Origin of the sequence: Tistrella bauzanensis (assembly GCF_014636235.1) — a bacterium.
GTDB classification, from domain to species: Bacteria; Pseudomonadota; Alphaproteobacteria; order Tistrellales; family Tistrellaceae; genus Tistrella; species Tistrella bauzanensis.
Genome location: NZ_BMDZ01000063.1, coordinates 1 through 21,805, shown reverse-complemented (window position 1 = coordinate 21,805; position 21,805 = coordinate 1). Strand labels below are relative to the sequence as shown.

The 21,805-nt window shown below is 66.8% G+C and carries 22 protein-coding genes and 1 pseudogene; 7 read left to right on the top strand and 16 right to left on the bottom strand.

Going from position 1 to position 21,805, the window contains the following annotated elements:
- Positions 1-32: 32 nt before the first annotated feature.
- Both IEW15_RS20340 and IEW15_RS20335 read right to left on the bottom strand, forming a co-directional pair.
- Positions 33-887: an isopenicillin N synthase family oxygenase gene (locus IEW15_RS20340; protein ID WP_188581356.1), complete on the bottom strand. Its 855-nt coding sequence runs from the start codon at positions 885-887 to the stop codon at positions 33-35.
- 119 nt (positions 888-1,006) lie between these two features.
- The gene (locus tag IEW15_RS20335) at positions 1,007-1,921 is read right to left on the bottom strand and encodes a LysR family transcriptional regulator (protein ID WP_188581354.1); all 915 of its coding nucleotides are present in this window, start codon (positions 1,919-1,921) and stop codon (positions 1,007-1,009) included.
- A 142-nt stretch (positions 1,922-2,063) separates the two neighbouring features.
- On the opposite strand from IEW15_RS20335, the gene IEW15_RS20330 reads away from it, so the two are divergent.
- From IEW15_RS20330 to IEW15_RS20310, 5 genes and pseudogenes are all read left to right on the top strand, one after another.
- The gene (locus tag IEW15_RS20330) at positions 2,064-2,780 is read left to right on the top strand and encodes a pirin family protein (RefSeq protein ID WP_188581352.1); all 717 of its coding nucleotides are present in this window, start codon (positions 2,064-2,066) and stop codon (positions 2,778-2,780) included.
- A gap of 203 nt (positions 2,781-2,983) precedes the next feature.
- Positions 2,984-4,822, top strand: a complete 1,839-nt coding sequence (ilvD, locus tag IEW15_RS20325; RefSeq protein WP_188581376.1) for a dihydroxy-acid dehydratase — start codon at positions 2,984-2,986, stop codon at positions 4,820-4,822.
- 672 nt (positions 4,823-5,494) lie between these two features.
- Positions 5,495-5,794 (top strand): type II toxin-antitoxin system RelB/DinJ family antitoxin, encoded by a 300-nt coding sequence (locus tag IEW15_RS20320; RefSeq protein ID WP_188581351.1) that lies wholly within the window; start codon positions 5,495-5,497, stop codon positions 5,792-5,794.
- Positions 5,781-6,068 carry a type II toxin-antitoxin system RelE/ParE family toxin gene (locus tag IEW15_RS20315; RefSeq protein ID WP_188581348.1) on the top strand — a complete coding sequence of 96 codons (288 nt, stop codon included), beginning with the start codon at positions 5,781-5,783 and terminating at the stop codon, positions 6,066-6,068. Before IEW15_RS20320 ends, IEW15_RS20315 begins: the two co-directional genes overlap by 14 nt.
- An 83-nt stretch (positions 6,069-6,151) precedes the next feature.
- A pseudogene (locus IEW15_RS20310) lies at positions 6,152-6,274 on the top strand (transposase); the annotation flags it as partial.
- A 113-nt stretch (positions 6,275-6,387) separates the two neighbouring features.
- On the opposite strand, the gene IEW15_RS20305 reads toward IEW15_RS20310, so the two are convergent.
- The 10 genes from IEW15_RS20305 to IEW15_RS20260 form a co-directional block, all read right to left on the bottom strand.
- Positions 6,388-7,281, bottom strand: coding sequence for an alpha/beta hydrolase (locus tag IEW15_RS20305; protein ID WP_188581346.1), 894 nt, complete (start codon positions 7,279-7,281; stop codon positions 6,388-6,390).
- Positions 7,278-7,943 carry a flavin reductase family protein gene (locus IEW15_RS20300; RefSeq protein ID WP_188581374.1) on the bottom strand — a complete coding sequence of 222 codons (666 nt, stop codon included), beginning with the start codon at positions 7,941-7,943 and terminating at the stop codon, positions 7,278-7,280. The genes IEW15_RS20305 and IEW15_RS20300 overlap by 4 nt, the downstream gene beginning before the upstream one ends.
- Before the next feature lie 9 nt (positions 7,944-7,952).
- Positions 7,953-8,909, bottom strand: a complete 957-nt coding sequence (locus IEW15_RS20295; protein ID WP_188581344.1) for a carbon-nitrogen hydrolase family protein — start codon at positions 8,907-8,909, stop codon at positions 7,953-7,955.
- Positions 8,910-8,947: 38 nt separating this feature from the next.
- Positions 8,948-9,661 carry an ABC transporter ATP-binding protein gene (locus IEW15_RS20290; protein ID WP_188581342.1) on the bottom strand — a complete coding sequence of 238 codons (714 nt, stop codon included), beginning with the start codon at positions 9,659-9,661 and terminating at the stop codon, positions 8,948-8,950.
- Entirely contained in the window at positions 9,661-10,413 is a 753-nt protein-coding gene (locus tag IEW15_RS20285) for an ABC transporter ATP-binding protein (RefSeq protein ID WP_188581340.1), read from the bottom strand. The genes IEW15_RS20290 and IEW15_RS20285 overlap by 1 nt, the downstream gene beginning before the upstream one ends.
- Positions 10,406-11,428 carry a branched-chain amino acid ABC transporter permease gene (locus tag IEW15_RS20280; RefSeq protein WP_229708388.1) on the bottom strand — a complete coding sequence of 341 codons (1,023 nt, stop codon included), beginning with the start codon at positions 11,426-11,428 and terminating at the stop codon, positions 10,406-10,408. Before IEW15_RS20280 ends, IEW15_RS20285 begins: the two co-directional genes overlap by 8 nt.
- A gap of 10 nt (positions 11,429-11,438) precedes the next feature.
- On the bottom strand, positions 11,439-12,356 hold the full coding sequence (locus tag IEW15_RS20275) for a branched-chain amino acid ABC transporter permease (protein ID WP_188581338.1): 918 nt from the start codon (positions 12,354-12,356) through the stop codon (positions 11,439-11,441).
- Between the two features lie 82 nt (positions 12,357-12,438).
- Positions 12,439-13,611, bottom strand: a complete 1,173-nt coding sequence (locus tag IEW15_RS20270) for an ABC transporter substrate-binding protein (protein WP_188581337.1) — start codon at positions 13,609-13,611, stop codon at positions 12,439-12,441.
- Positions 13,612-13,749: 138 nt separating this feature from the next.
- Complete coding sequence (locus tag IEW15_RS20265; RefSeq protein WP_188581335.1) at positions 13,750-14,655, bottom strand: fumarylacetoacetate hydrolase family protein; 906 nt, start codon at positions 14,653-14,655, stop codon at positions 13,750-13,752.
- 173 nt (positions 14,656-14,828) lie between these two features.
- Entirely contained in the window at positions 14,829-15,944 is a 1,116-nt protein-coding gene (locus IEW15_RS20260) for a cupin domain-containing protein (RefSeq protein WP_188581333.1), read from the bottom strand.
- Positions 15,945-16,267: 323 nt separating this feature from the next.
- Here IEW15_RS20260 and IEW15_RS20255 point away from each other — a divergent pair, with 323 nt between their 5' ends.
- The gene (locus tag IEW15_RS20255; protein WP_188581332.1) at positions 16,268-17,017 is read left to right on the top strand and encodes a GntR family transcriptional regulator; all 750 of its coding nucleotides are present in this window, start codon (positions 16,268-16,270) and stop codon (positions 17,015-17,017) included.
- Positions 17,018-17,163: 146 nt separating this feature from the next.
- Here IEW15_RS20255 and IEW15_RS20250 read toward each other — a convergent pair whose 3' ends face one another.
- From IEW15_RS20250 to IEW15_RS20240, 3 genes are all read right to left on the bottom strand, one after another.
- Positions 17,164-17,925: an alpha/beta hydrolase family protein gene (locus tag IEW15_RS20250; protein WP_188581330.1), complete on the bottom strand. Its 762-nt coding sequence runs from the start codon at positions 17,923-17,925 to the stop codon at positions 17,164-17,166.
- A 55-nt stretch (positions 17,926-17,980) separates the two neighbouring features.
- On the bottom strand, positions 17,981-18,376 hold the full coding sequence (locus IEW15_RS20245) for a DoxX family protein (RefSeq protein WP_188581328.1): 396 nt from the start codon (positions 18,374-18,376) through the stop codon (positions 17,981-17,983).
- 103 nt (positions 18,377-18,479) lie between these two features.
- A complete protein-coding gene (locus IEW15_RS20240; protein WP_229708383.1) occupies positions 18,480-20,360 on the bottom strand; it encodes an adenylate/guanylate cyclase domain-containing protein in 1,881 nt (626 codons plus the stop codon).
- On the opposite strand from IEW15_RS20240, the gene IEW15_RS20235 reads away from it, so the two are divergent.
- Positions 20,347-21,045 (top strand): Crp/Fnr family transcriptional regulator, encoded by a 699-nt coding sequence (locus IEW15_RS20235; RefSeq protein ID WP_188581327.1) that lies wholly within the window; start codon positions 20,347-20,349, stop codon positions 21,043-21,045. The genes IEW15_RS20240 and IEW15_RS20235 overlap by 14 nt on opposite strands.
- Before the next feature lie 19 nt (positions 21,046-21,064).
- On the opposite strand, the gene IEW15_RS20230 is transcribed toward IEW15_RS20235, so the two are convergent.
- The gene (locus IEW15_RS20230; RefSeq protein ID WP_188581325.1) at positions 21,065-21,697 is read right to left on the bottom strand and encodes a hypothetical protein; all 633 of its coding nucleotides are present in this window, start codon (positions 21,695-21,697) and stop codon (positions 21,065-21,067) included.
- Between the last annotated feature and the right edge of the window lie 108 nt (positions 21,698-21,805).

The window sequence follows — 21,805 nt, the reverse complement described above, 5'->3', positions numbered from 1 at the left end:
GCGCAAAGACGCATGGCGCGGGCGGTCGGTGCTCAGGGCTTCAGGCCGATCTCGCGCAGGCGCCGGTCCAGAAACGCGCCCGCGGTCAGCCCCGGCGCCAGCACCACCTCGGGGCGCGGGTGCAGGAACATCGGCATCGACTGGCGCGCGACATCCTGGCCGGCCGTCGGGTTCACCACCCGGTGCGGGGTTGCCGGAAGGTAGCCGCCGGTCGCCACCGCCAGCATGTCGCCGCCATTGACCACGATCATGCCGGGGTCGCAGGGCACTGCATGCCATCGGCCAGCGCGGTCGCGGGCTTCCAGCCCCGGCGCCGTGCCGGCCACCAGCAGGGTGATCAGGTTGATGTCCTCATGCGCGGCGGCCCGCACCGCGCCGGGTTCGATATCGGCGGGCAGGGCCGGGTAATGCAGCACCCGGAACAGCGACTGCATCGACCCGGCCAGCATCGCCGGCATGGTTTCGGTCAGCCGGTCGCGGATGGCCGGCGGCAGGTGGTCCTGAAGCCAGCCCAGCAGCAGCGCGCCCAGTGTCAGCAGATCCTGATACAGCGCCATGGTGTCGACCGCCAACGCCGGCGGCAGCCGGGTGCCGGGATAGACATGGAAGAAGGCCTTCAGATCCTTGACCGCGCTGTCGCGGGCATTCTCGGACCGGAACGGGAAATAGCCATCCTGGGTGACCGGATCGAACAGGTAATCGTCGATGTCGGGGCTTGCGAAGAGCGCACCCCAGCCGTGATACAGCCGCGCGATCAGATCGGGATCGATCGGATGATGGCGCAGCACCGCGAAACCGGTGTCGTGCAGCGACCGGGTGAACGCCGTCGGCGCGTCGGGCGCGCGGACATCGACGGCGGCGATATCGAAGCGGCTGGCGGCAGGCATGACGGTCACTCCGGCGTCTGTTCACCCAGATCGTTGCGGGTTCATCTGATGGATAGCCCCTGGCCGCAGACCTGCCAAGGGCCGTGCCGGCTGCTGTGACAGCCGGCCGGCGGTTGCGCCTATGGCGTGGCAAATCGGTCCCAGGCCGGGCGGTCGGTGAAACGCGCGACAAGGTGATCGATCAGCAGCCGCGATTTCATCGCCAGATGCCGGCTGGGCGCATAGAGCGCGAAGATGTCCAGCGTCGTCGGCTGATGGTCGGGCAGCACCAGCACCAGCCGGCCGGCGGCGATATCCGGGCCGGTGATGAAGGTGGGCAGGTTGGTGATGCCATTGCCGGCCACGGCCGCGGCGCTCAGAATCTCGCCATTGTTGGAACACATCGCCGCGTCCACCGGCACCCGGCGGATATCACCCCCGGTCACCAGCTCCCATTTCTGCAGGCTGGTGCTGTGGCCATAGACCAGGCAGCGATGCGCCGTCAGATCACCGGGCGATCGGGGCACGCCATGGGCCGCCAGATAAGCGGGGCTCGCGACCAGCGCCCGGCGGCAGGGGCACAGCCTGCGGGCGATCATGCTGCTGTCCTCCATCACGCCGATGCGGATGGTGACGTCGATGCCGTCTTCCAGCGGATTGACGAACCGGTCGCTCAAGGTCATCTCGACCGTCAGATCGGGATAGCTGACGGCGAAGCCGGCGATCGCTTCGGCCAGATGCAGGGTGCCGAACGACATCGGCGCATTCACCCTCAGCACCCCGCGCGGCAGATCATGCAGGGCGGTGACCTGCAATTCGGTTTCGTCGATCGCCGCCAGAATCTCGATGCAGCGCTCGTAATAGGCGCGGCCGGCATGGGTGGGGCTGACATGGCGAGTGGTGCGGTCCAGAAGCCGGGCGCCCAGCACCCGCTCCAGCTCCATCACCGCCTTGCTCACCGCCGACCGGGTGATCCCCAGCGCGCGTCCGGCTTCGGCGAAACTGCCCAGCGCCACGACCTTCGAGAACGCCTGCATGGCATCCAGCTTGTCCATCCAGCCCCCTCGGCTTCGCGGTGATTGTCGCCAGAATGGCTACGGTCTGCATCAATCTGGGTAGATTGTGGATATATGATTGTCAAGGTAGGATCTTCTCAACGCAACAGGGCACCCCGGCTTAAAACAAGGAACTCCGATCATGCAGATGACCATTCGTCGTGCCGAAGATCGCGGCAACGTCAATTTCGGCTGGCTGAACAGCAATCACAGCTTCTCGTTCGGTCATTACTTCGACCCCGCGCATATGGGTTTCGGCCCGCTGCGGGTGATCAATGACGACCGGGTGGCGCCGGCGGGTGGATTTCCCACCCATCCGCATCGCGATATGGAGATCATCTCCTATGTTCTGGAGGGCGGGCTTGAGCATCGCGACAGCCTGGGCACCGGCTCGGTGATCCGCCCCGGCGACGTGCAGCGGATGAGCGCCGGCACCGGCATCCGCCACAGCGAGTTCAATGCCTCACGCACCGAGCCGGTGCATTTCCTTCAGATCTGGATCATCCCCGAGGCCGAGGGCATGGCGCCCGGTTACGAGCAGAAGAGCTTCACCGCCGCCGAGAAGACCGGCGGGTTGCGGCTGGTCGGCTCCCGCGATGGCCGCGACGGCTCGGTCGTCATCCATCAGGACGTCGATTTCTATGCCACCCTGCTGCCGGAAGGCGCCAGCGTCGCCCACGATCTGAAGCCGGGCCGCGCCGCCTGGGTGCAGGTGGCGGCGGGGCAGGCGACCCTGAACGGCGAGACGGTGGGCGAGGGGGACGGCATCGCCGTCACCGGCGGCCGGATCGAGCTTGCCGGCATCGACGCCGCCGAAGTGCTGATCTTCGACATGCCGGCCGACGGCGTCGCGAACTGACGACACGGGGATGGCGCGGTCGCATTGGTGCCGGGCCGCGCCATCATCTGGACCAGACCCATCGGAATTCGGCGAAAACAGGTCATAACTGCAAAGGATGCAGGGGCATGACCGGCGCGGATCGTGGTACTGTCCGTGCCCATAATGTCCCGGCGGTGATGCCGGACCCCAAGAAGCCCACCGCCTGCAGACCGAGGATGACCATGCCCGCCTATCGTTCCCGCACCACCACCCATGGCCGCAACATGGCCGGCGCTCGCGGCCTGTGGCGTGCCACAGGCATGACGGACGCGGATTTCGGCAAGCCGATCATCGCCGTGGTGAATTCCTTCACCCAGTTCGTGCCCGGCCATGTGCATCTGAAGGATCTGGGCCAGCTTGTGGCGCGCGAGATTGAAAGCGCCGGCGGTGTCGCCAAGGAATTCAACACCATCGCGGTCGATGACGGCATCGCCATGGGGCATGACGGCATGCTGTATTCGCTGCCCTCGCGTGAGTTGATCGCCGACAGCGTCGAATACATGGTCAATGCCCATTGCGCCGATGCGATGGTGTGCATTTCCAATTGCGACAAGATCACCCCTGGCATGCTGATGGCGGCGCTGCGCCTGAACATTCCGGTGGTCTTCGTCTCGGGCGGGCCGATGGAGGCCGGCAAGGTGGTGGTGGACGGCAAGTCCAAGTCGCTGGACCTGATCGACGCCATGGTCGCCGCCGCCGACAGCAGCGTCTCGGACGAGCAGGTGACGGCGATCGAGCGCTCGGCCTGCCCGACCTGCGGATCATGCTCGGGCATGTTCACCGCCAATTCGATGAACTGCCTCACCGAAGCGCTGGGCCTGTCGCTGCCGGGCAATGGCTCGACGCTGGCCACCCATGCCGACCGCAAGCGGCTGTTCGTGGAAGCCGGCCATCTGATCGTCGATCTGGCGCGGCGCTATTACGAACAGGATGATGTGAGCGCCCTGCCGCGCAGCATCGCCAGCGTCGCGGCGTTCAAGAACGCTATGACCCTCGACATCGCCATGGGCGGGTCGACCAACACGGTTCTGCATCTGCTGGCGGCGGCGCAGGAAGGCGAGGTCGATTTCACCATGGCCGATATCGACCAGTTGTCGCGCCGCGTGCCGGTGCTGTGCAAGGTGGCGCCGGCGGTCAGCCATGTGCATATGGAAGACGTTCATCATGCCGGCGGCATCATGGGCATTCTGGGCGAGCTGGACCGCGCCGGGTTGATCGACACCAGCGTGCCGATGGTGCATGCCGAAACCATGGGCCATGCGCTGGACCATTGGGACGTGAAGCGCAGCACCGCGAAATCGGTGCATGATTTCTTCCGCGCCGCCCCTGGCGGCGTGCCGACCCAGGTGGCCTTCAGCCAGGATCGCCGTTTCGATGCGGTCGATACCGACCGCGAAACCGGTGTGATCCGCGATGCCGCCCACGCCTATTCCAAGGATGGCGGGCTGGCGGTGCTCTATGGCAACATCGCGGTCGATGGCTGCATCGTGAAGACGGCGGGCGTGGATGCCTCGATCCTGACCTTCTCAGGACCGGCGCGGATCTTCGAGAGCCAGGACGCCGCGGTCTCCGGCATCCTGGGTGGGGCGATCACCGCCGGCGATGTGGTGCTGATCCGCTATGAGGGCCCGCGCGGCGGCCCCGGCATGCAGGAAATGCTGTATCCGACCAGCTACCTCAAGTCGATGGGGCTGGGCAAGGCCTGCGCGCTGGTCACTGACGGCCGGTTCTCGGGCGGGTCATCGGGCCTGTCGATCGGCCATGTGTCGCCCGAAGCGGCCGAAGGCGGCACCATCGGTCTGGTCGAGGATGGCGACATCATCGAGATCGACATCCCCAACCGCCGCATCCATCTGGCGGTCGCCGACGACGTGCTGGCCGCCCGCCGCACCGCCCAGGACGCCCGCGGCTGGCAGCCGGCGGAACCCCGCACGCGCAAGGTCTCGAAGGCGCTGAAGGCCTATGCGATGCTGGCCACCAGTGCCGCCAAGGGCGCGGTGCGCCAGATCCCCGGCGACTGACGACACCGGCGCCGCCAGCCACCACGACACGTCACGCCCGCGCCAACCGGCGCGGGCGCTCTTCCAAGAGCCATCGTGATGTCATGCCGGACGATGTAGGGCGACAGGAACACGCGGGCGATGTCGTGCCGGCCGAAGAGGTCGACGCGGAGGCCGCTGCGTGGACGGTGCGGATGCGTCGTCGGCGGATCATGATGATCCGGCCGGCGCGGGCGGGACCGGGCCGATGCCTCTCTTTGATATGGAACCGCATCACCATGTGACGGCAAACGCCGCCGGGTTTACGAGGCGGTCATCGCATTAATCTGCCGGGCATATAGAGCTTGCCAAGATTCAGGGCTCTCCGAGAGGGAGGGGCGTTGACGCCACATCGCCACCATGAACGCACGGACGATGAATGGTCGATCCCTTCGCCGCTGCCGCCGAACAAGCCGCGTGGGATTCTCGCGTCGATGGTCGGCAGGTGTTGAACGGTCGTCCCTGGCGGTTTCGAGCAGGATGGAGAAACTGCGGCGCGGTGCGGTACACTTAGTAGACGGCCCCGATATGCCTCTTTTTTTCTTGGTATGGCCAATCATTCTTTGCTGCCTCGCGGCTCAAAAATGGGCCGGCTCTTGACGGTGTCTCAAATGAGATACATGATCGGGGCTGTCCGACACTCGGAGAAATACGATGGCCACTCAAACATCCATGCTGCACATTCGTATAGACGACAAGCTGAAGGCAGATGCGACCGAAAAGCTCGCCAATGTTGGTCTATCTGTCTCAGATGCCGTGCGGATTTTCCTGACGCGCGTCACCAAAGAAGGTGGGTTGCCTGCGGGACTGGCGACTGACCCGGAAGCCCATGACAAATGGTTCCGCGCCAAGGTGCATGAGGCTTTGGCGGACAGCCAGCCGGGTGTGCCACATCAGCAGGTCATGGACGAGGCGCAAGCCGTTATCGACAGGAAGCGCCGTGCCCGAGCTTGAGTGGTCGCAACCGGCCCGAGCCGATCTGTTGGCAATCGTCGACTACATCTCAGACGACAATCCTGACGCCGCTCAATGGCTGAAAGATGATATCGAGGCCAAGGCCGCGAGACTAACAGAGCATCCAAGGCTCTACCGGGTTGGTCGGATCGAGGGCACGCGGGAAATGATCGTCCGGGCAAACTACATAGTTGTTTATACGGAAGACCCTTCGACCGTACGCATCCTGCGCGTGCTGCATGCAGCGCGGCAATGGCCGCCAGTTCAGGAGTAAACCCAAACAATCTCTGGATATATAGATCATTCTGTGAGTCCAGTGGCCTTTGACCACGAGGAACACGATGTCCCAGTTTCCGGTTGTCGGACGAACAGTGGGCTCAGCTTGAACCGCATCTGCCCAAAGACGACCCTGGTGCCTGACGAGTGGATGACCGGCGGGTGATTTCGGGGATCATCCACGTGTTGCGGACCGGGTGTCGCGATCCGCTCCGACAAGCTTGGGGCATGTTGTCTCGCGGCGGTGGCTCTTGCGGCCGTCATCGCGTTCCGGGTGTGATTGGGTCGGGAGCCCGGCAATGATCATGTACTTCAGGTCACGAACCGACCAGCCGGATCACCGCGTCGCTGAGCGGGTTGCCGGGCTCGCCGATGCGGCGGGCGATGTCGAAATGGTTGCAGGCGTCCATCGGGATATGGGTTGCCGGGTGGCCGAAGCTTTGCCAGGCGGCGCGGTAGTCATCGGTCTGGCGTTTGAATTCGGCGGTTTCCGAGCCGCCATAGCTGGTGATCAGCGGGCAGGCCTCGGCTGAACGTGACGGGATCGCGTGCAGCGGGCTGAGGGCGTGGGCGCGGGCGGCATCCAGGCCCAGCCAGTCGTTCACCCGGCACAGCCGCACCGGTTGCAGATCATAGAGGCCGCTCAGCGCGACGGCGCCACGGATCACGTCCTCGGGCAATCCGGCTTGCGCGCGCCAGCCATCTGCAGCCAGCAGCATGCCGACCAGATGACCGCCGGCCGATGACCCGCCGATGTATATGCGGGTACGGTCGATGCCAAGATCGTCCGCCCGATGCCACAGGAAGGCGAGGGCGGCGCGGGTCTGGCGGGTGATCTCCTCCAGGGTCACGGCGGGGGCGAGCGTGTAGTCGATGACCGCGACGCTGATGCCGGCCGCGACCAGCGCCGGGGCGACGAAGGCGTTCTGATCCTTGCTCAACGCCCGCCAATAGCCGCCATGCACCCATAGGAACACCGGTGCGCCAGGGCCGGCCGGATACAGGTCGAGCGCCGATCCGGATGCCGGATCGAAGACGATATCGGCGCGCCGCTCCAGGCTGGCGATCGCCGCGGCGCTGGCGCGGTCATAGGCCGCGGCCTCGGCATCGTAATCGGCGACGGTGCCACGGGCATCATAGGCGCGGTCGAGCGCCGCGCGGTCGAGCCCGCGCCAGACCGGCTGCGTGTGCGTGGCTGCGGCATCGGTCATCGGGCCGGCTCCTTGCTGTGGCCTGTGTCCTGGGGGGCGATGTGGTCGGCCCAGGCCGGCCGGTCCATCTGGAACATGTCGGTGCCGGCGCGGTCATACCAGCCGGCGCCATGCATGCGCGCCACCAGACCCAGCCGCTCGGTGGCGAAATGGCAGCGGGCGGCATCGATCACCGCATCATCCTGGATATGAGCCATCAGCACCTCGCCCACCACCAGAACCTGTGACGGCCCGGTGGCGATGGCTGCCCGGCTGATGCATTCGAACGCGACTGGTGCGTCCGCCAGCCGGGGCGGCGCCACCCGCAGAGATGGCGTGGTCGCGAGGCCGGCAAGCGCGATCTCGTCGACACCGGGCGGCGCATCGATACAGGTCAGGTTCATGGCCTGGGCCAGCGGCTCCGACACCAGATGCACCACGAATTCACCGCCCTGAATGATGTTGGCGGCCGTGTCCTTCAAGCTGCCATCCCCGCGCGCCAGCAGGCCCAGCGCCACGATCGGCGGCTGCGATCCCATGACATTGAAGAAGCTGTAGGGCGCGGCATTGGCGACGCCTGCCGCCGACAGCGTGGTCACCCAGGCTATCGGCCGGGGCACCACGGTCGATGCCAGAACCTTGTAGCGATGGGCGGTGTCGAGTGTCGCGAAATCGAATTGCATCATCGGCCCTCAGACGCGGCCATCGCGGCGGGTGACCGCCGGTTTCGCGGCGGTGTCGACATCAAGCCGGAAGATATCGGGGCGGGCGTAATGGCCGGTGACGTCGAAATCATATTTGGCGCGCGGGATCTCGGCCGGGTCGATGCGTGCGGTCAGCAGCGCCTCGCCATCGAAATCGGGGCCGGCCAGCACCTGACCCAGCGGCCCGACGATGGCGCTGCCACCCCGCATCAGCACGGTGTCCGGATCGTCGCCCATGCCACAGGCGTAATCGGCCGGATAGGCGCCCCGGCGGATATGCTGGCAGGCGGTCAGCACGAAACAGCGGCCCTCGCAGGCGATATGGCGCATGCTGCCAAGCCAGGTGTCGCGGTCATCGGCGGTGGGGGCGCAGTACAGATGCACGCCCTGGGCGTACATATGCATGCGCAGCGCCGGCATGTAGTTCTCCCAGCAGATCACCGCGCCGACACGGCCAAGGCGGGTGTCCACCGCTTCCATGGTCGATCCGTCGCCGAAGCCCCAGATCAGCCGTTCGGCGCCGGTCGGCATCAGCTTGCGGTGGCGCGACACCAGACCATCGGCGCCGTCGAAGGTGAGTGCCGTGCAATAGAGCGTGCCGCCATCGCGCTCGATCACGCCCACCACGACCACCATGCCGGTCTCGCGCGCGGCGTCCGTCACCAGGGCGAGTTCGGGGCCGTCGAGGTCGATGGCGGCATCGAAATAGCGCCGGAAGGCCTCGCGGCCCTCGGGCAGACGCTGGCCGACCGGGGTCGAGAAGCTGGCCCCCTTCGGATAGCCGCCGATACAGGCTTCAGGGAAGACCAGCAGGGCCACATCGCGGGCGGCGGCATCGCGGATGGTGGCGGCGACCTTGGCCGCCGAGGCCATGGGATCGAATGGATCGGCGGCGATCTGCGCCACACCGGCGGTGAAGGGCAGGATCGATGAGGGCGAGGTCATGGGCAGGGTGTCCTGGCTGGCTGAAGCGGATGCGGGCGTCACAGTCCCAGATAGCGATGGGCAAGATCCGGCTTGCCGGCGAGCGCCTCGGGCGTGCCGGCCCAGACCACGCGGCCCTTTTCGATCAGGTGATGGCGGTCGACCAGACGGGCCATCTCCTTCAGGTTCTTGTCGATCACCAGAATCGTCTGGCCGCTGGCCTTCAGCGTGCCAAGACAGGACCAGATCTCCTGGCGGATGATCGGCGCCAGACCTTCGGTGGCCTCGTCCAGGATAAGCAGGCGCGGATTGGTCAGCAGGGCGCGGCCGATGGCCAGCATCTGCTGTTCGCCGCCCGACAGGGTGCGGGCCGATTGCCGGCGCCGTTCCAGCAGACGCGGGAACAGCTCGAACACCCGGGGCAGGGTCCATTGGGCGCTGCCATCGCCGCCGTGGCGGTCGCGGCGGATGGCGGTGGCAACCAGATTTTCCTCCACCGACAATGATGCGAACACCCGCCGGCCTTCCGGCACCAGCCCGATGCCGGCACGGGCGATCCGGTTGGGCGCGCGGCCGGCGATGTCCTGACCGTCGAATCCGATCCGGCCGCGACGGGCGGGCAACAGACCCATGATGGTGCTGACCGTGGTGGTCTTGCCCATGCCGTTGCGGCCGACCAGCGAGATGACCTCGCCTTCCGCGGCCGTCAGCGCCATGCCGAACAGCACCTGCGACCGGCCGTAACCGGCTTCCAGTTCCTCGACCGTCAGCATCAGGCACCGTCTCCGAGATAGGCGGCACGAACCTCGGGATGCGCGCGCACCTCGTCGGGCGTGCCGGTGAACAGGGTGCGGCCATAGACCAGCACCGTCACACGGTCGGCCAGGGCGAACACGGCATCCATGTCGTGCTCGACCAGCAGGATGGCATAGCTGCCCTTCAGCCGTTCCAGGATGGCGGTCATCTGAAGGCTTTCCTCATGCCCCAGGCCGGCCATCGGCTCGTCCAGCAGCAGCAGCGAGGCACCTGCGGCCAGCGCCACCGCCAGTTCAAGCTGCCGGCATTCGCCATGGGCCAGATCCGACACCCGGATATCGGCGCGGTCGGCAAGCCCCATATCGTCGAGCCGCGCCATGGCCGGATCGCGCAACGACAGGTCGCGCCGGGCGCGGCCCCACAGGTTCCAGTTGCGGCCCTGCCGGGCCTGAACCGCCATGGCGACATTGTCGAGCGCGGTGAAATCGGGGAACAACTGGGTGATCTGGAACGACCGGGCGAGCCCGGCGCCGGCGCGGGCATGGGCGGCCATGCGGGTGATGTCGCGGCCATCCATCAGGATCCGGCCCTCATCGGGCAGGATCTCACCGGCGATCTGGGAAATCAGCGTGGTCTTGCCGGCGCCATTGGGGCCGATCAGGGCATGAACCTCACGCGGGCGGACATCAAGATCGACACCGGCGGTGGCGGCGACCGCGCCGAAACGCTTGTGCAGGCCGCTGATCTGAAGGCGGGGGATTTCAGTCATGGCTGCGGTCTCCGACCAGGAAGCCATACAGGCCGCGACGGGCGAACAGCACCACCGCCACCAGCACCGGCCCCATCACCAGCATCCAGTGCTCGGTCCAGATCGCCAGGATCTGTTCAAGGCCAAGGAACACGGCGGCACCGATCACTGGGCCGAACAGCGTGCCGACCCCGCCCAGGATCACGATCGACATGAACTCGCCGGATTTCGACCAGGCGGCCATGTCGGGGCTGACATAGAGCGCGTAATTGGCCCACAGCACCCCGGCAAGCCCGGTGCCGGCGCCCGAGATGACGAAGGCGGCCAGCCGGTGCGGCAGTGGCGCGAAGCCCAGATTGACCGCGCGGCGCTGGTTCTGCTTCAACCCGCGCAGGACCATGCCGAAGCGCGAGCCGACCAGCCGCCAGCAGAACCCCAGCCACAGGGCCAGCACGGCAAGACACAGGTAATAGAAGCTGACCGGATCGGCGGTATCGATCAGCGGCAGGCTGTTGCGCTGGCCGATCAGCAGCCCGTCATCGCCGCCATAGACTTCAAGCGACACCAGCAGGAAATAGACCATCTGGCCGAAGGCGAGGGTGATCATGATGAACTGCACGCCGGTGGTGCGCAGCGACAGCCCGCCGATGATCAGCGCCAGCACCGCCGACAGCACCACCGCCACGGGCCAGATGATCAGCGCCGAATTGCTGGTGGCGATGCCGAAGAGCGTGCCGGTTTCGGCGCCATGATGGGCGACGATACCGACCACATAGCCGCCGAGGCCGAAAAAGGCCGCGTGGCCGAAGCTGATCAGCGCGCCATAGCCCATCACCAGATCCAGGCTGACGGCGGCCACGGCATAGATCAGAAAGCGGGTGAACAGGCTGATCATGAACGGCTCGCCCACCAGGGCCGCGAACAGCGGCACGCCAGCGAAGATGACGAAGGCGATGATATGGACCAGCAGGCGACGGGACGCGGCGCCGGGGCCGGTGGCGCCGCCGGTGGTGGTGGCAGAGAGCATCGTGGACATCGGGCGCATCCTATCCGCGTGCCGGCAGCAGGCCGCGCGGCCTGACCAGAAGGATCACCGCCATCAGCACATAGATGCTGGCGGAGACGAGACCGGCCGCGAGCGTGCTCGCGATCTCGGGCGGCAGCAGGTCGTAGAGCGTGATCGGGATATAGGCGCGGCCCAGACTGTCGACCATGCCGACCAGCAATGCGCCGATCAGCGCGCCGCGCACCGAGCCCACGCCACCAACCACGATGACGACGAAGGTGGTGATCAGGATGCGTTCGCCCATGCCGATCTCGACCGCCAGAAGCGGGGCGGTCATCACCCCGGCCAGCCCGCACAGCACGGCGCCCAGCGCGAAGACCAGGCTGAACAGCCGGCGGATATCGACCCCCAGCGCATCGACCATCGACCGGTCATCGGCGCCGGCGCGGATCAGCATGCCGATGCGGGTGCGGGTGATCAGCGCCCACAACCCGATCGCGACCAGCGCGCCGACCAGGATGAACGACAGCCGCACGACCGGATAGGACAGATCGGGCAGAAGCTGGACGGTGCCTGACAGGAAATCCGGGATATCCATGAAGGGTGGCGTGCGGCCGAAGACCACGGTCACCAGCTCGTTGGTGAACAGGATCATGCCGAAGGTGGCGAGCACCTGATCCAGATGGTCGCGGGCATAGAGCCTGCGGATGACCACCAGTTCCATGATCAGACCGTAAAGCCCGGCGCCGACCAGGGCCGCCAGGATCGCCGCGGCGAACGAGCCGGTGGCGGTGGCGGCATGGGCGGCACAGAAGGCGCCGACCATATAGAAAGAGCCGTGGGTCAGGTTGATCACGCCCATGATCCCGAAGATCAGGGTCAGGCCGGAGGCGAGCAGGAACAGCATCGCGCCGTATTGCAGACCGTTCAGGATCTGCTCGATCAGCAGCGTGGACATGGCCTCTTCCGCATGGAGGTTGCCGGGCGACATCGGGCTGGCAGGGGTGCGGGGCGGGCGCCAGGGCCCGCCCCGCCGGCGATCAGAACGTGCAGGATGCGGCGTAGCTGTCCTGCATGCCGTCGGCCACCTTGCGCTCGACGATATGGGCAAGCTTGCCGTCGGTGCCGGGCGCGATCTTCATCAGATACCAGTCCTGAATGGCATGCTGATTGGGCCCGAAGCGGAAATTGCCGCGCACCGAGGCGAAATCGGCCTTCATCATCGCGGCGCGGAAGCCTTCCGTGTCGTCGAGATTGCCGTCGACCGCATGCAGCGCCGAGCCGATCAGCCGGGCGGTGTCATAGGCCTGCGCGGCATAAACCGTGGGGGTGCGGTCATAGGCCGCCTCGAACGCCGAAACGAATTCCTTGTTGGCCGGATTGTCGAGCCCGGCGCTCCAGTTGGCGGCGACATAATAGCCCTTCGATGCCTCGCCGCTGGCGCCCAGCATGCGCTGGTCCATCGAGAACATCGGCAGCACCATCGGGATGTCCTTGGCGACACCCGAATTGGCATACTGCTTGGCGAAATTGATGCCGGCGCCGCCCGGATGGAACTGATAGATCGCATCGGGCTTCATCGAGCGCAGCCGGGCGAACTCCACCGAGAAATCGGTCTGGTCGAGCTTGGTGTAAATCTCGGCCAGCACCTCGCCCTTATAGCTGCGCTTGAAACCGGCAAGGGCGTCGCGGCCGGCCTGATAGTTCGGCGCCAGAATGACCATACGCTTGTAGCCAAGCTCATTGGCGGCGAGGCCGCCTGCCTCGTGGTAGCTGTCGTTCTGATACGAGGCGACGAAATAATTCGGCCGGCAGCCTTCGCCTGCGAACACCGAGGGTCCGGGATTGAGGCTGACATAGAACGCGCCGGCATCGAGCACGGTGGGGGCGACCGCCGCCAGCACGTTCGAGAAATTGACCCCGCTGAACAGCTTCACGCCGTCGCCGGCCATGCGTTCGGCGATCTGCTTGGCGTTGGCGGGCTTCAGCCCGTCATCCTCGACCAGCAGGTCGACCGGCACGCCGCCGAGCTTGCCGCCCTCCTGGTTGATCACCAGGTTGAAGGCGTCGCGCAGATCCTCGCCGATATAGCCGGCGGGGGTGGACAAGGTGGTGATGAAGCCGATCCGCACCGCATCGGCACTGAGTGCCGGGGCGGACAGCGCGGTCGACGCCAGGGCAGCAAATGTAACCGTCGTCAGCCAATTCCGCATGGTATGAGCCTCCTGTCAGGGCCGGATTGAACAAGGGTGGCGGGGCCGGCTCTTGGATGGCCGGCCTTCCGCGCAGAGGGTCGGGGGCGTGGGTTCGGGCGGAGGTTTGGGCGGCATGTGGGCCGCTCGACGCTGTCGTCAGACGGCGACCACCGGGTTGCGCAGCACGCCGATGCCCTCGACCTCGACCTCGACCACGTCGCCGGGCTGCAGGAACTGCGGCGGCGTGAAGCTGATGCCGACGCCCGAGGGAGAGCCGGTGGCGATGACGTCGCCCGGCTCCAGGGTGATGCCGGAACTGAGATGCGCGATCAGATCGGGCACGCGGAAGATCATCTGGCCGGTATTGCCATCCTGCTTGGTGACACCGTTCACCCGCAGCCCGATGCGCAGGGTGTGGGGGTCGGGGATCTCGTCGGCGGTGACGATGCAGGGGCCCATCGGCGCGAAGCTGTCCTGGCCCTTGGCGAAGCACCACTGGCCGCCATGGCGCAGGTCGCGGGCCGAGATGTCGTTGACGCAGGTATAGCCGAACACCATGCCCATCGCGGCATCGGTGCCGACATTGCGGCAGGTGTGGCCGATCACCACGCCCAGCTCGCTTTCCCAATCCATCTGCCGGGTCTGGGCGGCATTGTGCAGGATGGGCGCTTCCGGCCCGACCACGGCGGTCGGCGGCTTGAAGAAGATCACCGGATGGCTGGGGCGCTCCCGCGCCGTGTCCATGGTCCGGCTCGATTCCTCGACATGCTCGGCATAGTTCAGGCCGACACCGATCACGCCCTTGGGCAGACGCGGGATCGGGGCCAGAAGCCGGGTGCCCTCGACAGGCCGGGCCGTGCCGGCCGGCCAGTTGCCGTCATGGGCGGCCATCAGCCGCCGGGCGCGGGCCAGGCCGTCTTCGCCCAGTGCGATCAGGTCGATCATGGCGCAGGGCAGGGTCTCGCCGGCCGCATCGGCCAGCATGGCAAGATCGACGATCTGGTCGGCGGCGACGGCACCAAGCCGTGCCGCGCCATCCCGGTCATAGGTGACGAGCTTCATCTGGTCCTCGGATGGATCGGGGGAATGGTTGGAAGGGAGAGGTGCTGGAGAGTGGCACAGGCTCTCCCGCAGCCGGCATCGCGGGGGCGGATGCCGGTCAGGATCGGAACGGAAGTGATCGGATGCGTGACGCGCGGTCGGGTCGTGACGCGCGGTCAGGCGTTGATCAGCGGTCAGGCGGTGATCAGCGGCTGACGGCCATCGGGCGTGCCGGTGAAGGCTTCCTCGTGATAGATGCCAAGCGCGCGCATCACCGGCAGATCGTTGAACGAGAACAGGCAGGCATCCTCGGTCTCCGACAGATTGGCGTGCTCATGCACCGACCATGACGGCACCACGAAGATGTCCTTCTCGGACCAGTCATAGCGGTGGCCATCGATGACTGAAAAGCCACGGCCCTTGGTGGCCTGATAGACGATCGAGCCGGTGTGGCGATGGGCGCGGGTATGCTGGCCGGGGCGGAGCATCTGAAGGCTGGCGCCGATGGTCGGCATCACCGGCCCGCCGGTCAGCGGGTTGACATACTCCATGATCACGCCGTCATAGGGTGAGCCCTCATGGATCTTCGATGCCTTGACCAGCGCGTCGTAAGCCGGCTCGAAGGCATATTTCAGCACCGGCGACCAGGGCTTGTGCCAGTTCCTGCGCAATTCGGTCGGCTGGATGATCCCGCCCGACCAGAGCGCGGCGGAGCTGTCGACCGGCCTGGTCTCGACCTGCTGAAGATCGGGATGGACCGCATAGAAATTGGCGTCGAGCGCGTTGATCATCGGGATGTCGAGGCCATCCTGCCAGATGCTGCGCGAGCCATCCTCCGCCACGCCGTGCTCATGCCAGGTGCCGTTGGGGGTCAGCACGAAATCGCGCGCCCCCAGGGTCATCCGCTCGCCCTCGACGATGGTATAGGCGCCGGTGCCTTCCATGATGAAGCGCAGCGCGCTGGCCATATGGCGATGGGCGCTGGCGCATTCGCCGGCATCCATCACCTGCACGCCGGTATAGAGCAGGCCGACCGCCGCCGAAATGTCGCGCCGGCCCGGATTGACCAGCATCACCACCCGTCGCCCGGCATCTTCCGGCCGCACCAGCGACGGCGCGCGGTCGACGAAGGGCCGGACATCCGCCCAGCGCCAGATCATCGGCACCGATTTCGGCTTGGGGAACCAGGGCTCGATCTCGTTGGCGACCGTCCACAACGCGCCCATCTCGCGGGCGGCGAGCGCATCGTAATAGGCGGCGAGTTCGGGTGTGTCGGCGACATTCGCCCGGCCGGGAACATCCTCCCGCATGGGTCTCGTCCTCCCTGAAGACAGCGGTCCGGTCTGGGCCGGCCCGGCGCCTGAAAATCTGTGGGGGCCGGTCTCCCGATCCATGCCCCTGACTGAACGCTAGGGTCCACTTCGTAGAAAGTCAAAAGGATTGTCGAAAATCCTGATTCTTGCGTTTATCAGGTGGATCAGGGAAAATGAGCGGCTTGCAGGATGCGGGCAGTGATGCACATTCTGTGGCACCAGCCCGCCTGCGCCAGCCCGCTCCCCCCTCACCTTGTCCCCATCTCACCTTATCCCCATCTCACCTCGCCCCCCGAACAGACATACCGATTGGAGCCGCCATGGCCGATACCAGCGCCATCCGGGCCGCCGACGCCGATGCGGAGCCGGTTCAGACGCTCGCCGAACAGGCTTACCGGTCGATCCGTCGCGATATCGTGGCTGGCCGCCTGGCGCCCGGCCAGCCGATGCGGTTCGAGTTTCTGAAGGAAACCTATGGCCTGAGCTTCTCGCCGCTGCGCGAGGCGCTGGCGCGGCTGCAGAGCGAGCGGCTGGTGACGGCCCATGCGCTGCGCGGTTTCCGCGTCGCCGACATGTCGCTGGATGAAATGTGGGACACGATCGAAACCCGCATCCTGATCGAGCGGGAGGCGCTGCAAACCGCGATCGCGCGCGGCGATGACGATTGGGAAATCGGCGTGGTCAGCGCGTTTCATGCGCTCAGCCATTGCAGCAAGCGGCTGCGGGCGGCCGGCGACTGGCCCAGCGAAACCGCGATCGAGGAAATCGAGCGGCGGCATCAGGCGTTTCATCGCGCCCTGATCGCGGCCTGCCCGTCGCGCTGGGTGCGGGAACTGGCTGAAATGCTGTATGTCCAGACCGAGCGTTATCGTCGCCCGGTGCTGATGCGCGCCGGCGCCGCCCCCGATGACGAGGGCGCGGCGCCCGGCGGCCGTGATATCGAGGCCGAACACCGCGCGATCATGGATGCCGCCATCGGCCGCGATACCGAGGCGGCCATCACCCTTCTGGCGGCGCATCTGCGCGACACCGGGCGGCTGATCGAGCGGTTGGGGATCAAGGCCGGATAGGGACGGCGGCTCGATCAGTCGGCTTCCCTGACTGGCGGCCGGTTCTCGCCGCACGGGCGGTTACGGGTGGAAGCCGCGAGATGGTCGGGAACTGGTTGTCCTATGACAACAGCTTTCCCTGCCATGTCAGGCTCACGCGTCGAGCCTCAGGCCCGGAGGTGCCGGTCGAGGAAGGAGACGAGGTGGTCGTGATGCTCGTTCTCGCCTGCGCTGCCCGGAAGGTGATCCGATCCCTCATAATAGTGCACGTCGGGCCGCCGGCCGTGTCGTTCGAGGCGGGCGACGAGCCGTCTGGTCATCTCCACCGACCACACCCGGTCCGCGGTTCCGTGACTGAGGAACAGCGGTCCGTCAAAGCGCTCGATCTCGATCGGTCTGGTTGGAAGCAGGTCGTCGCTGGAGCCGCGCCAGGACCATGCCCGTTTCGCCGGATCCCATGTCTGCCATCCGGGATCGCCATTGTCCCGAAACCTGCGGGCGTCGAAGGCGCCGCACACGACATCTGGCGGACTGTGCACGGCGATCGCGTCCGGCACCCCTTTCAAACCATCGCGCACCATCAGGGACGCAAGCAGGAGAGCGTGTTCGGCGCCGCGTGAGACCCCATAGAAGGCCAGCCTGTCACCTGTGGGCGGAAATGCGCGAAAGGCCGAGAGGGCGTCCAGGCTGCGATCCAGCGGGATCTCCTCGATGCTGCCCGCGTTCCAGGCGTTGCCACCTTTGGAATAGCCGAAGGGGAAGGCCAGGAAACCATGCGCCGCCAACAGGACCGCGTTGCGGTGGCTCCAGCCGGACCACGCACCTTCCGATCCGTGAAACACCATCACGGCCGGGAAAGGACCGTCGCCCGGCGGGCCGTATGTGGTCCCCCAGTCGGGGATCAACCTTCGGACGATCTTCAATCCCACGGCCTTCACTTCAATCCCACGGCCTTCACCTCCATCCCACGGCCTTCACCCCCGATCAACCGGCACGGGTCTTGGACCGGATGGCATCGACGCTCCAGATTCCGGCGCCATAGGTCGAGATGAACAGGAAGACGAAGGCATAAAGCGCCGCAAGCTCGCCCTTGTTCACGATCGGCAGCAGCCCGCCATTGGCATGACCCACCCAATAGGCCGCGGCGGCCATGCCGCTGCACAGGAAGGCGGCCGGGCGGGTGAACAGGCCGATCATGACCAGCGCGCCACCGACCAGTTCGATCGGGCCGGCGATAGACATGATCCACACCGGCACATCATAGCCGGCGGGCGGCAGGTCGAACAGCTTCTGGCTGCCGTGCCAGAGAAACAGAAAACCGGTGACGATGCGCAGCAGCGCGAAGGCATGGGGGCTGTAGGGCTGGAGCAATTTGTTCATCGTGGGCATGTTCCCCTGGTTGTGGATCGGGTAATTGAACCGCAGCATGAGGTGCCGGCACATGGAATGCTGTGCAGAAGGCCACATGGCGCACGCCATCCGATCAAATAACACCACGCAGGCGATCGAGCATGGCACGGCTGGCGACCAGCCTGACCGGCAGCACGCCGTCGCGGCCCCGGATGTCGAGCAGGCGATGCGGCACGGCCGCCATGACGCCCGCCGCCGGCCCCTGGCCGCCCGCGACAATGCCGGCGATCACCGCATCCGACACCACCACCGTGCAGTCGTGATCCTTGGTGGCGGCCTCCAGGCGTGCCGCGACATTGCCGGTGTCGCCCAGGAACTGGATCGGCCGCGGCTCCGCCATGCCGATGGTGCCGACAACCGACGGCCCCAGATGAATGCCGATGCCGATTTTCAGCGGCGCGATCAGGTCGTGGCGCAGTTCCACTGACAGCAGGTCGACGCCGTCCCAGATGGCGGCCGCCGCGGCCAGGGCCGCCGCACAGGTGCCGGGAATGTCGTCGGTGGCACCGGTGCCGCCGAATACGCTCATCACCCCGTCACCGGCAATACCTGTCACCCGGCCGCCGGTCCTGCGGATGGCATCGGTCACGGTGTCGACATAGCGTTCGATCAGATAGAGCGCGTCATAGGCTGTGCGTTCGGCCGCGAGCCGGGTGGAGGCGCGCAGATCCACGAACAGGGCCACCACCACCGCCTCACGCGCACCACCCACCAGCCCGCCATGCGACGGACCGCCGGGCTCGGACGCGGCCACCGATGCCGCGCGGTCGCCGGCGGGGATCAGCGGCAGCACGGTCACATCGCCGATGGGCCTGATCCGGCAGGCCAGCCGGACATCGGCGGGGGCGCCGATCCTGTGCAGCATCACCGCCTCGACCCCGTCGGGCGGAGCCAGATACCCGCCACCGGCCAGTATCCGCACCCGGCAGGTGGAACAGCGGCCACGCCCGCCGCAGATCGAGGCATGGGGGATGCGGGCCCGCAGGCTGGCTTCCAGCACGCTGTAGCCGCGCGGCACCACCGCCACCCTGTCCTCGGGCGCGACCCGGTCTTCGGGCCGGCCGGCGCCGCTGGTGGTATGGCCGGCATAGCGGATGCGGACCGCCCGGAACTGTCGGGCATGGGCGTCGCGCAACAGCCGCGCCGCCAGCACCGCCGCCACCAGCGCCACATAACCGAAGGTCAGCAGCTCGACCAGCCCGACCAGCCGGGGAATGGCCGCGGCCAGAACCTCGGGGGCGATGGCGGTTTCCGCCGCCAGTCGCGGATCGCCCGTGCCCGCCCGCAGCTGGATATCGGCGCCGGCGACGCTGATCCCGATCACCGCCAGCACCGGCAGAAGTGTCGCCGCGACCAGCAGCCCGTGCGATCGGGCCCGGAACCAGGATTTGAACCGCAGCCAGCGATGCAGGCCGATACAGCCATGCACCCAGACCATCACCAGCAGCAGCAGTTGCAGCACCAGATTGATGCCGGCTTCGGGCAGCCAATAGCCCGACAGCATCCGCCAATAGCTGTCGTCCAGGCCATAGAGCACGTCGCCCAGCCGCACGCTGATCGCGTGGCGGATGACGATGACCGGGATCAGCAGGCCCAGCGCCAACTGCCAGGCTTCCGCCACCGGCATGCGCAGGTGGCGGCGGCGATACAGGCTGTGCAGCCCGATGGCGACATGAACCACGAAGGCACCATATAGCGCGGTCTGCCCGATCCAGCTATGCCAGGGCACCAGCAAGACACTGCTGGTGGCCTCCATCGCGGTAACGGTGAGGATGCCCGAGGCATGGGTCGTGAAGTGACAGCTGGCATAGAGGAACAGGATCAGGCCGGATATGATGCGCAGCCGTGGCAGCCATGGTGCCGGGGGCGCGCCGGTGTCGGCAGCCGGACGACGCAGGTGCAGGGCCCCGTGGCCAGATCGGAAGGACAGGTAGCGCAGCATGGTCAGACGCACGGAAACCCTGTCACGATTCCCCCTGTTCGGGAGCCTTGGCGCCGATGAGATCGCGGCACTCGACAGCCGCTGTGCCTGGCGGCGTGTCGCCGCCGGCGCCTCGATCATAGACCATCAGGATGACGGCACCGATGTTTTCTTCGTGGTGCAGGGACATGTGCGGGTGCTGATCCGCCAGCCGGGCGGCCAGAACATCATTCTGCGCGATATCCGCGACGGCGAGTTCTTCGGCGAACTGGCCGCCCTCGACGGGCGGCCGCGATCGGCCGGCATCCTGGCCGTCACCGCATCCACGGTCGCACGCATGCCGGCGGCGGCGTTCCGGGATGCGATCCACCGCCATCCCGGCGTCTGCGATCAGGTTCTGGGCCTGCTGGCCGCCCAGGTGCGGATGCTGGCCACGCGGGTGACCGAGTTCTCGGCCCTGAATGTCCGCCATCGGCTGTATGCCGAATTGCTGCGCCAGTCGCGCCCCGATCCGGTCGATGCCGGGCGCGCGATCATCTCACCGCCGCCGATCCAGACCGACCTGGCCGCCCGGATCAGCACCCACCGTGAGGCGGTGTCGCGTGAACTGGCGGCACTGACCCGCGCCGGACTGATCGAGCGGCGACGCGGCGCCCTGGTGCTGATCGACCCCGGCCATCTGCGGCAGTTGATCGAGGAGGCTTATGCCGCGGGATAGGGTCGGGCGGCGGAACCTACTAGCCGCGCAGCGCCGCCGCCATGATCCGGGGCAGGTGCCGCCAGCCGGGCCGATAGGCGAAGCGGGTGAGGCGCCGGCCGATCTCGGCGGCATGGCCATGGGTGACGAACCAGGGCGGGCGCGGCAGCATCGCCAGCGACCCCGACAGCAATCCGCGCGGGAAGGGCCGGAACGGCGCGGTCACCACCGCGCGTTCGGCCGCATCGAACATCAGCGTGTTGTGGACGAAACCGATGCCGCTGCCCGGATCGGCGGGCGGGCGTCCGGCCATGACGGCATCCAGCGCGCCGCCGTCGAAGGCGCCCCAGGGCGTGCGGGCCAGCAGAAAACCCAGCCCCGACCAGGCGTTGACGGCGATGCAGCCGTAATGCAGATCGGCCAGCAGGGCGTCGAAGCGCGGCCCCAGTGCTTTGGCGGTGCGGGGATGGATCAGGATATTGGCGCCGAGCGTGCCCGACAGCCGGTCGTTGCTCCAGGTGATCGCGCGGCCCAACCATGCCTCGATCTCGGCGGGTGTAGCGCCATCGGCGCCGGCCGCGGGCGCGAAGGGCAGGCGGGTCACCGCCAGAACCGGCGCGAACACCTCGTCGGTTTCCATCGGCCGGTCGCGGGCCAGACGCGGCGGTTCCACCACCGCGCGGCCCTCGGTAGTGGCGCCTAGCAGCCTGTCGGAGTTGACCCCAAGGGTCTGGTTCGATCCGGTTTAGGGGCGTGCGGTGCTTTGATTGTGCGGTGATTT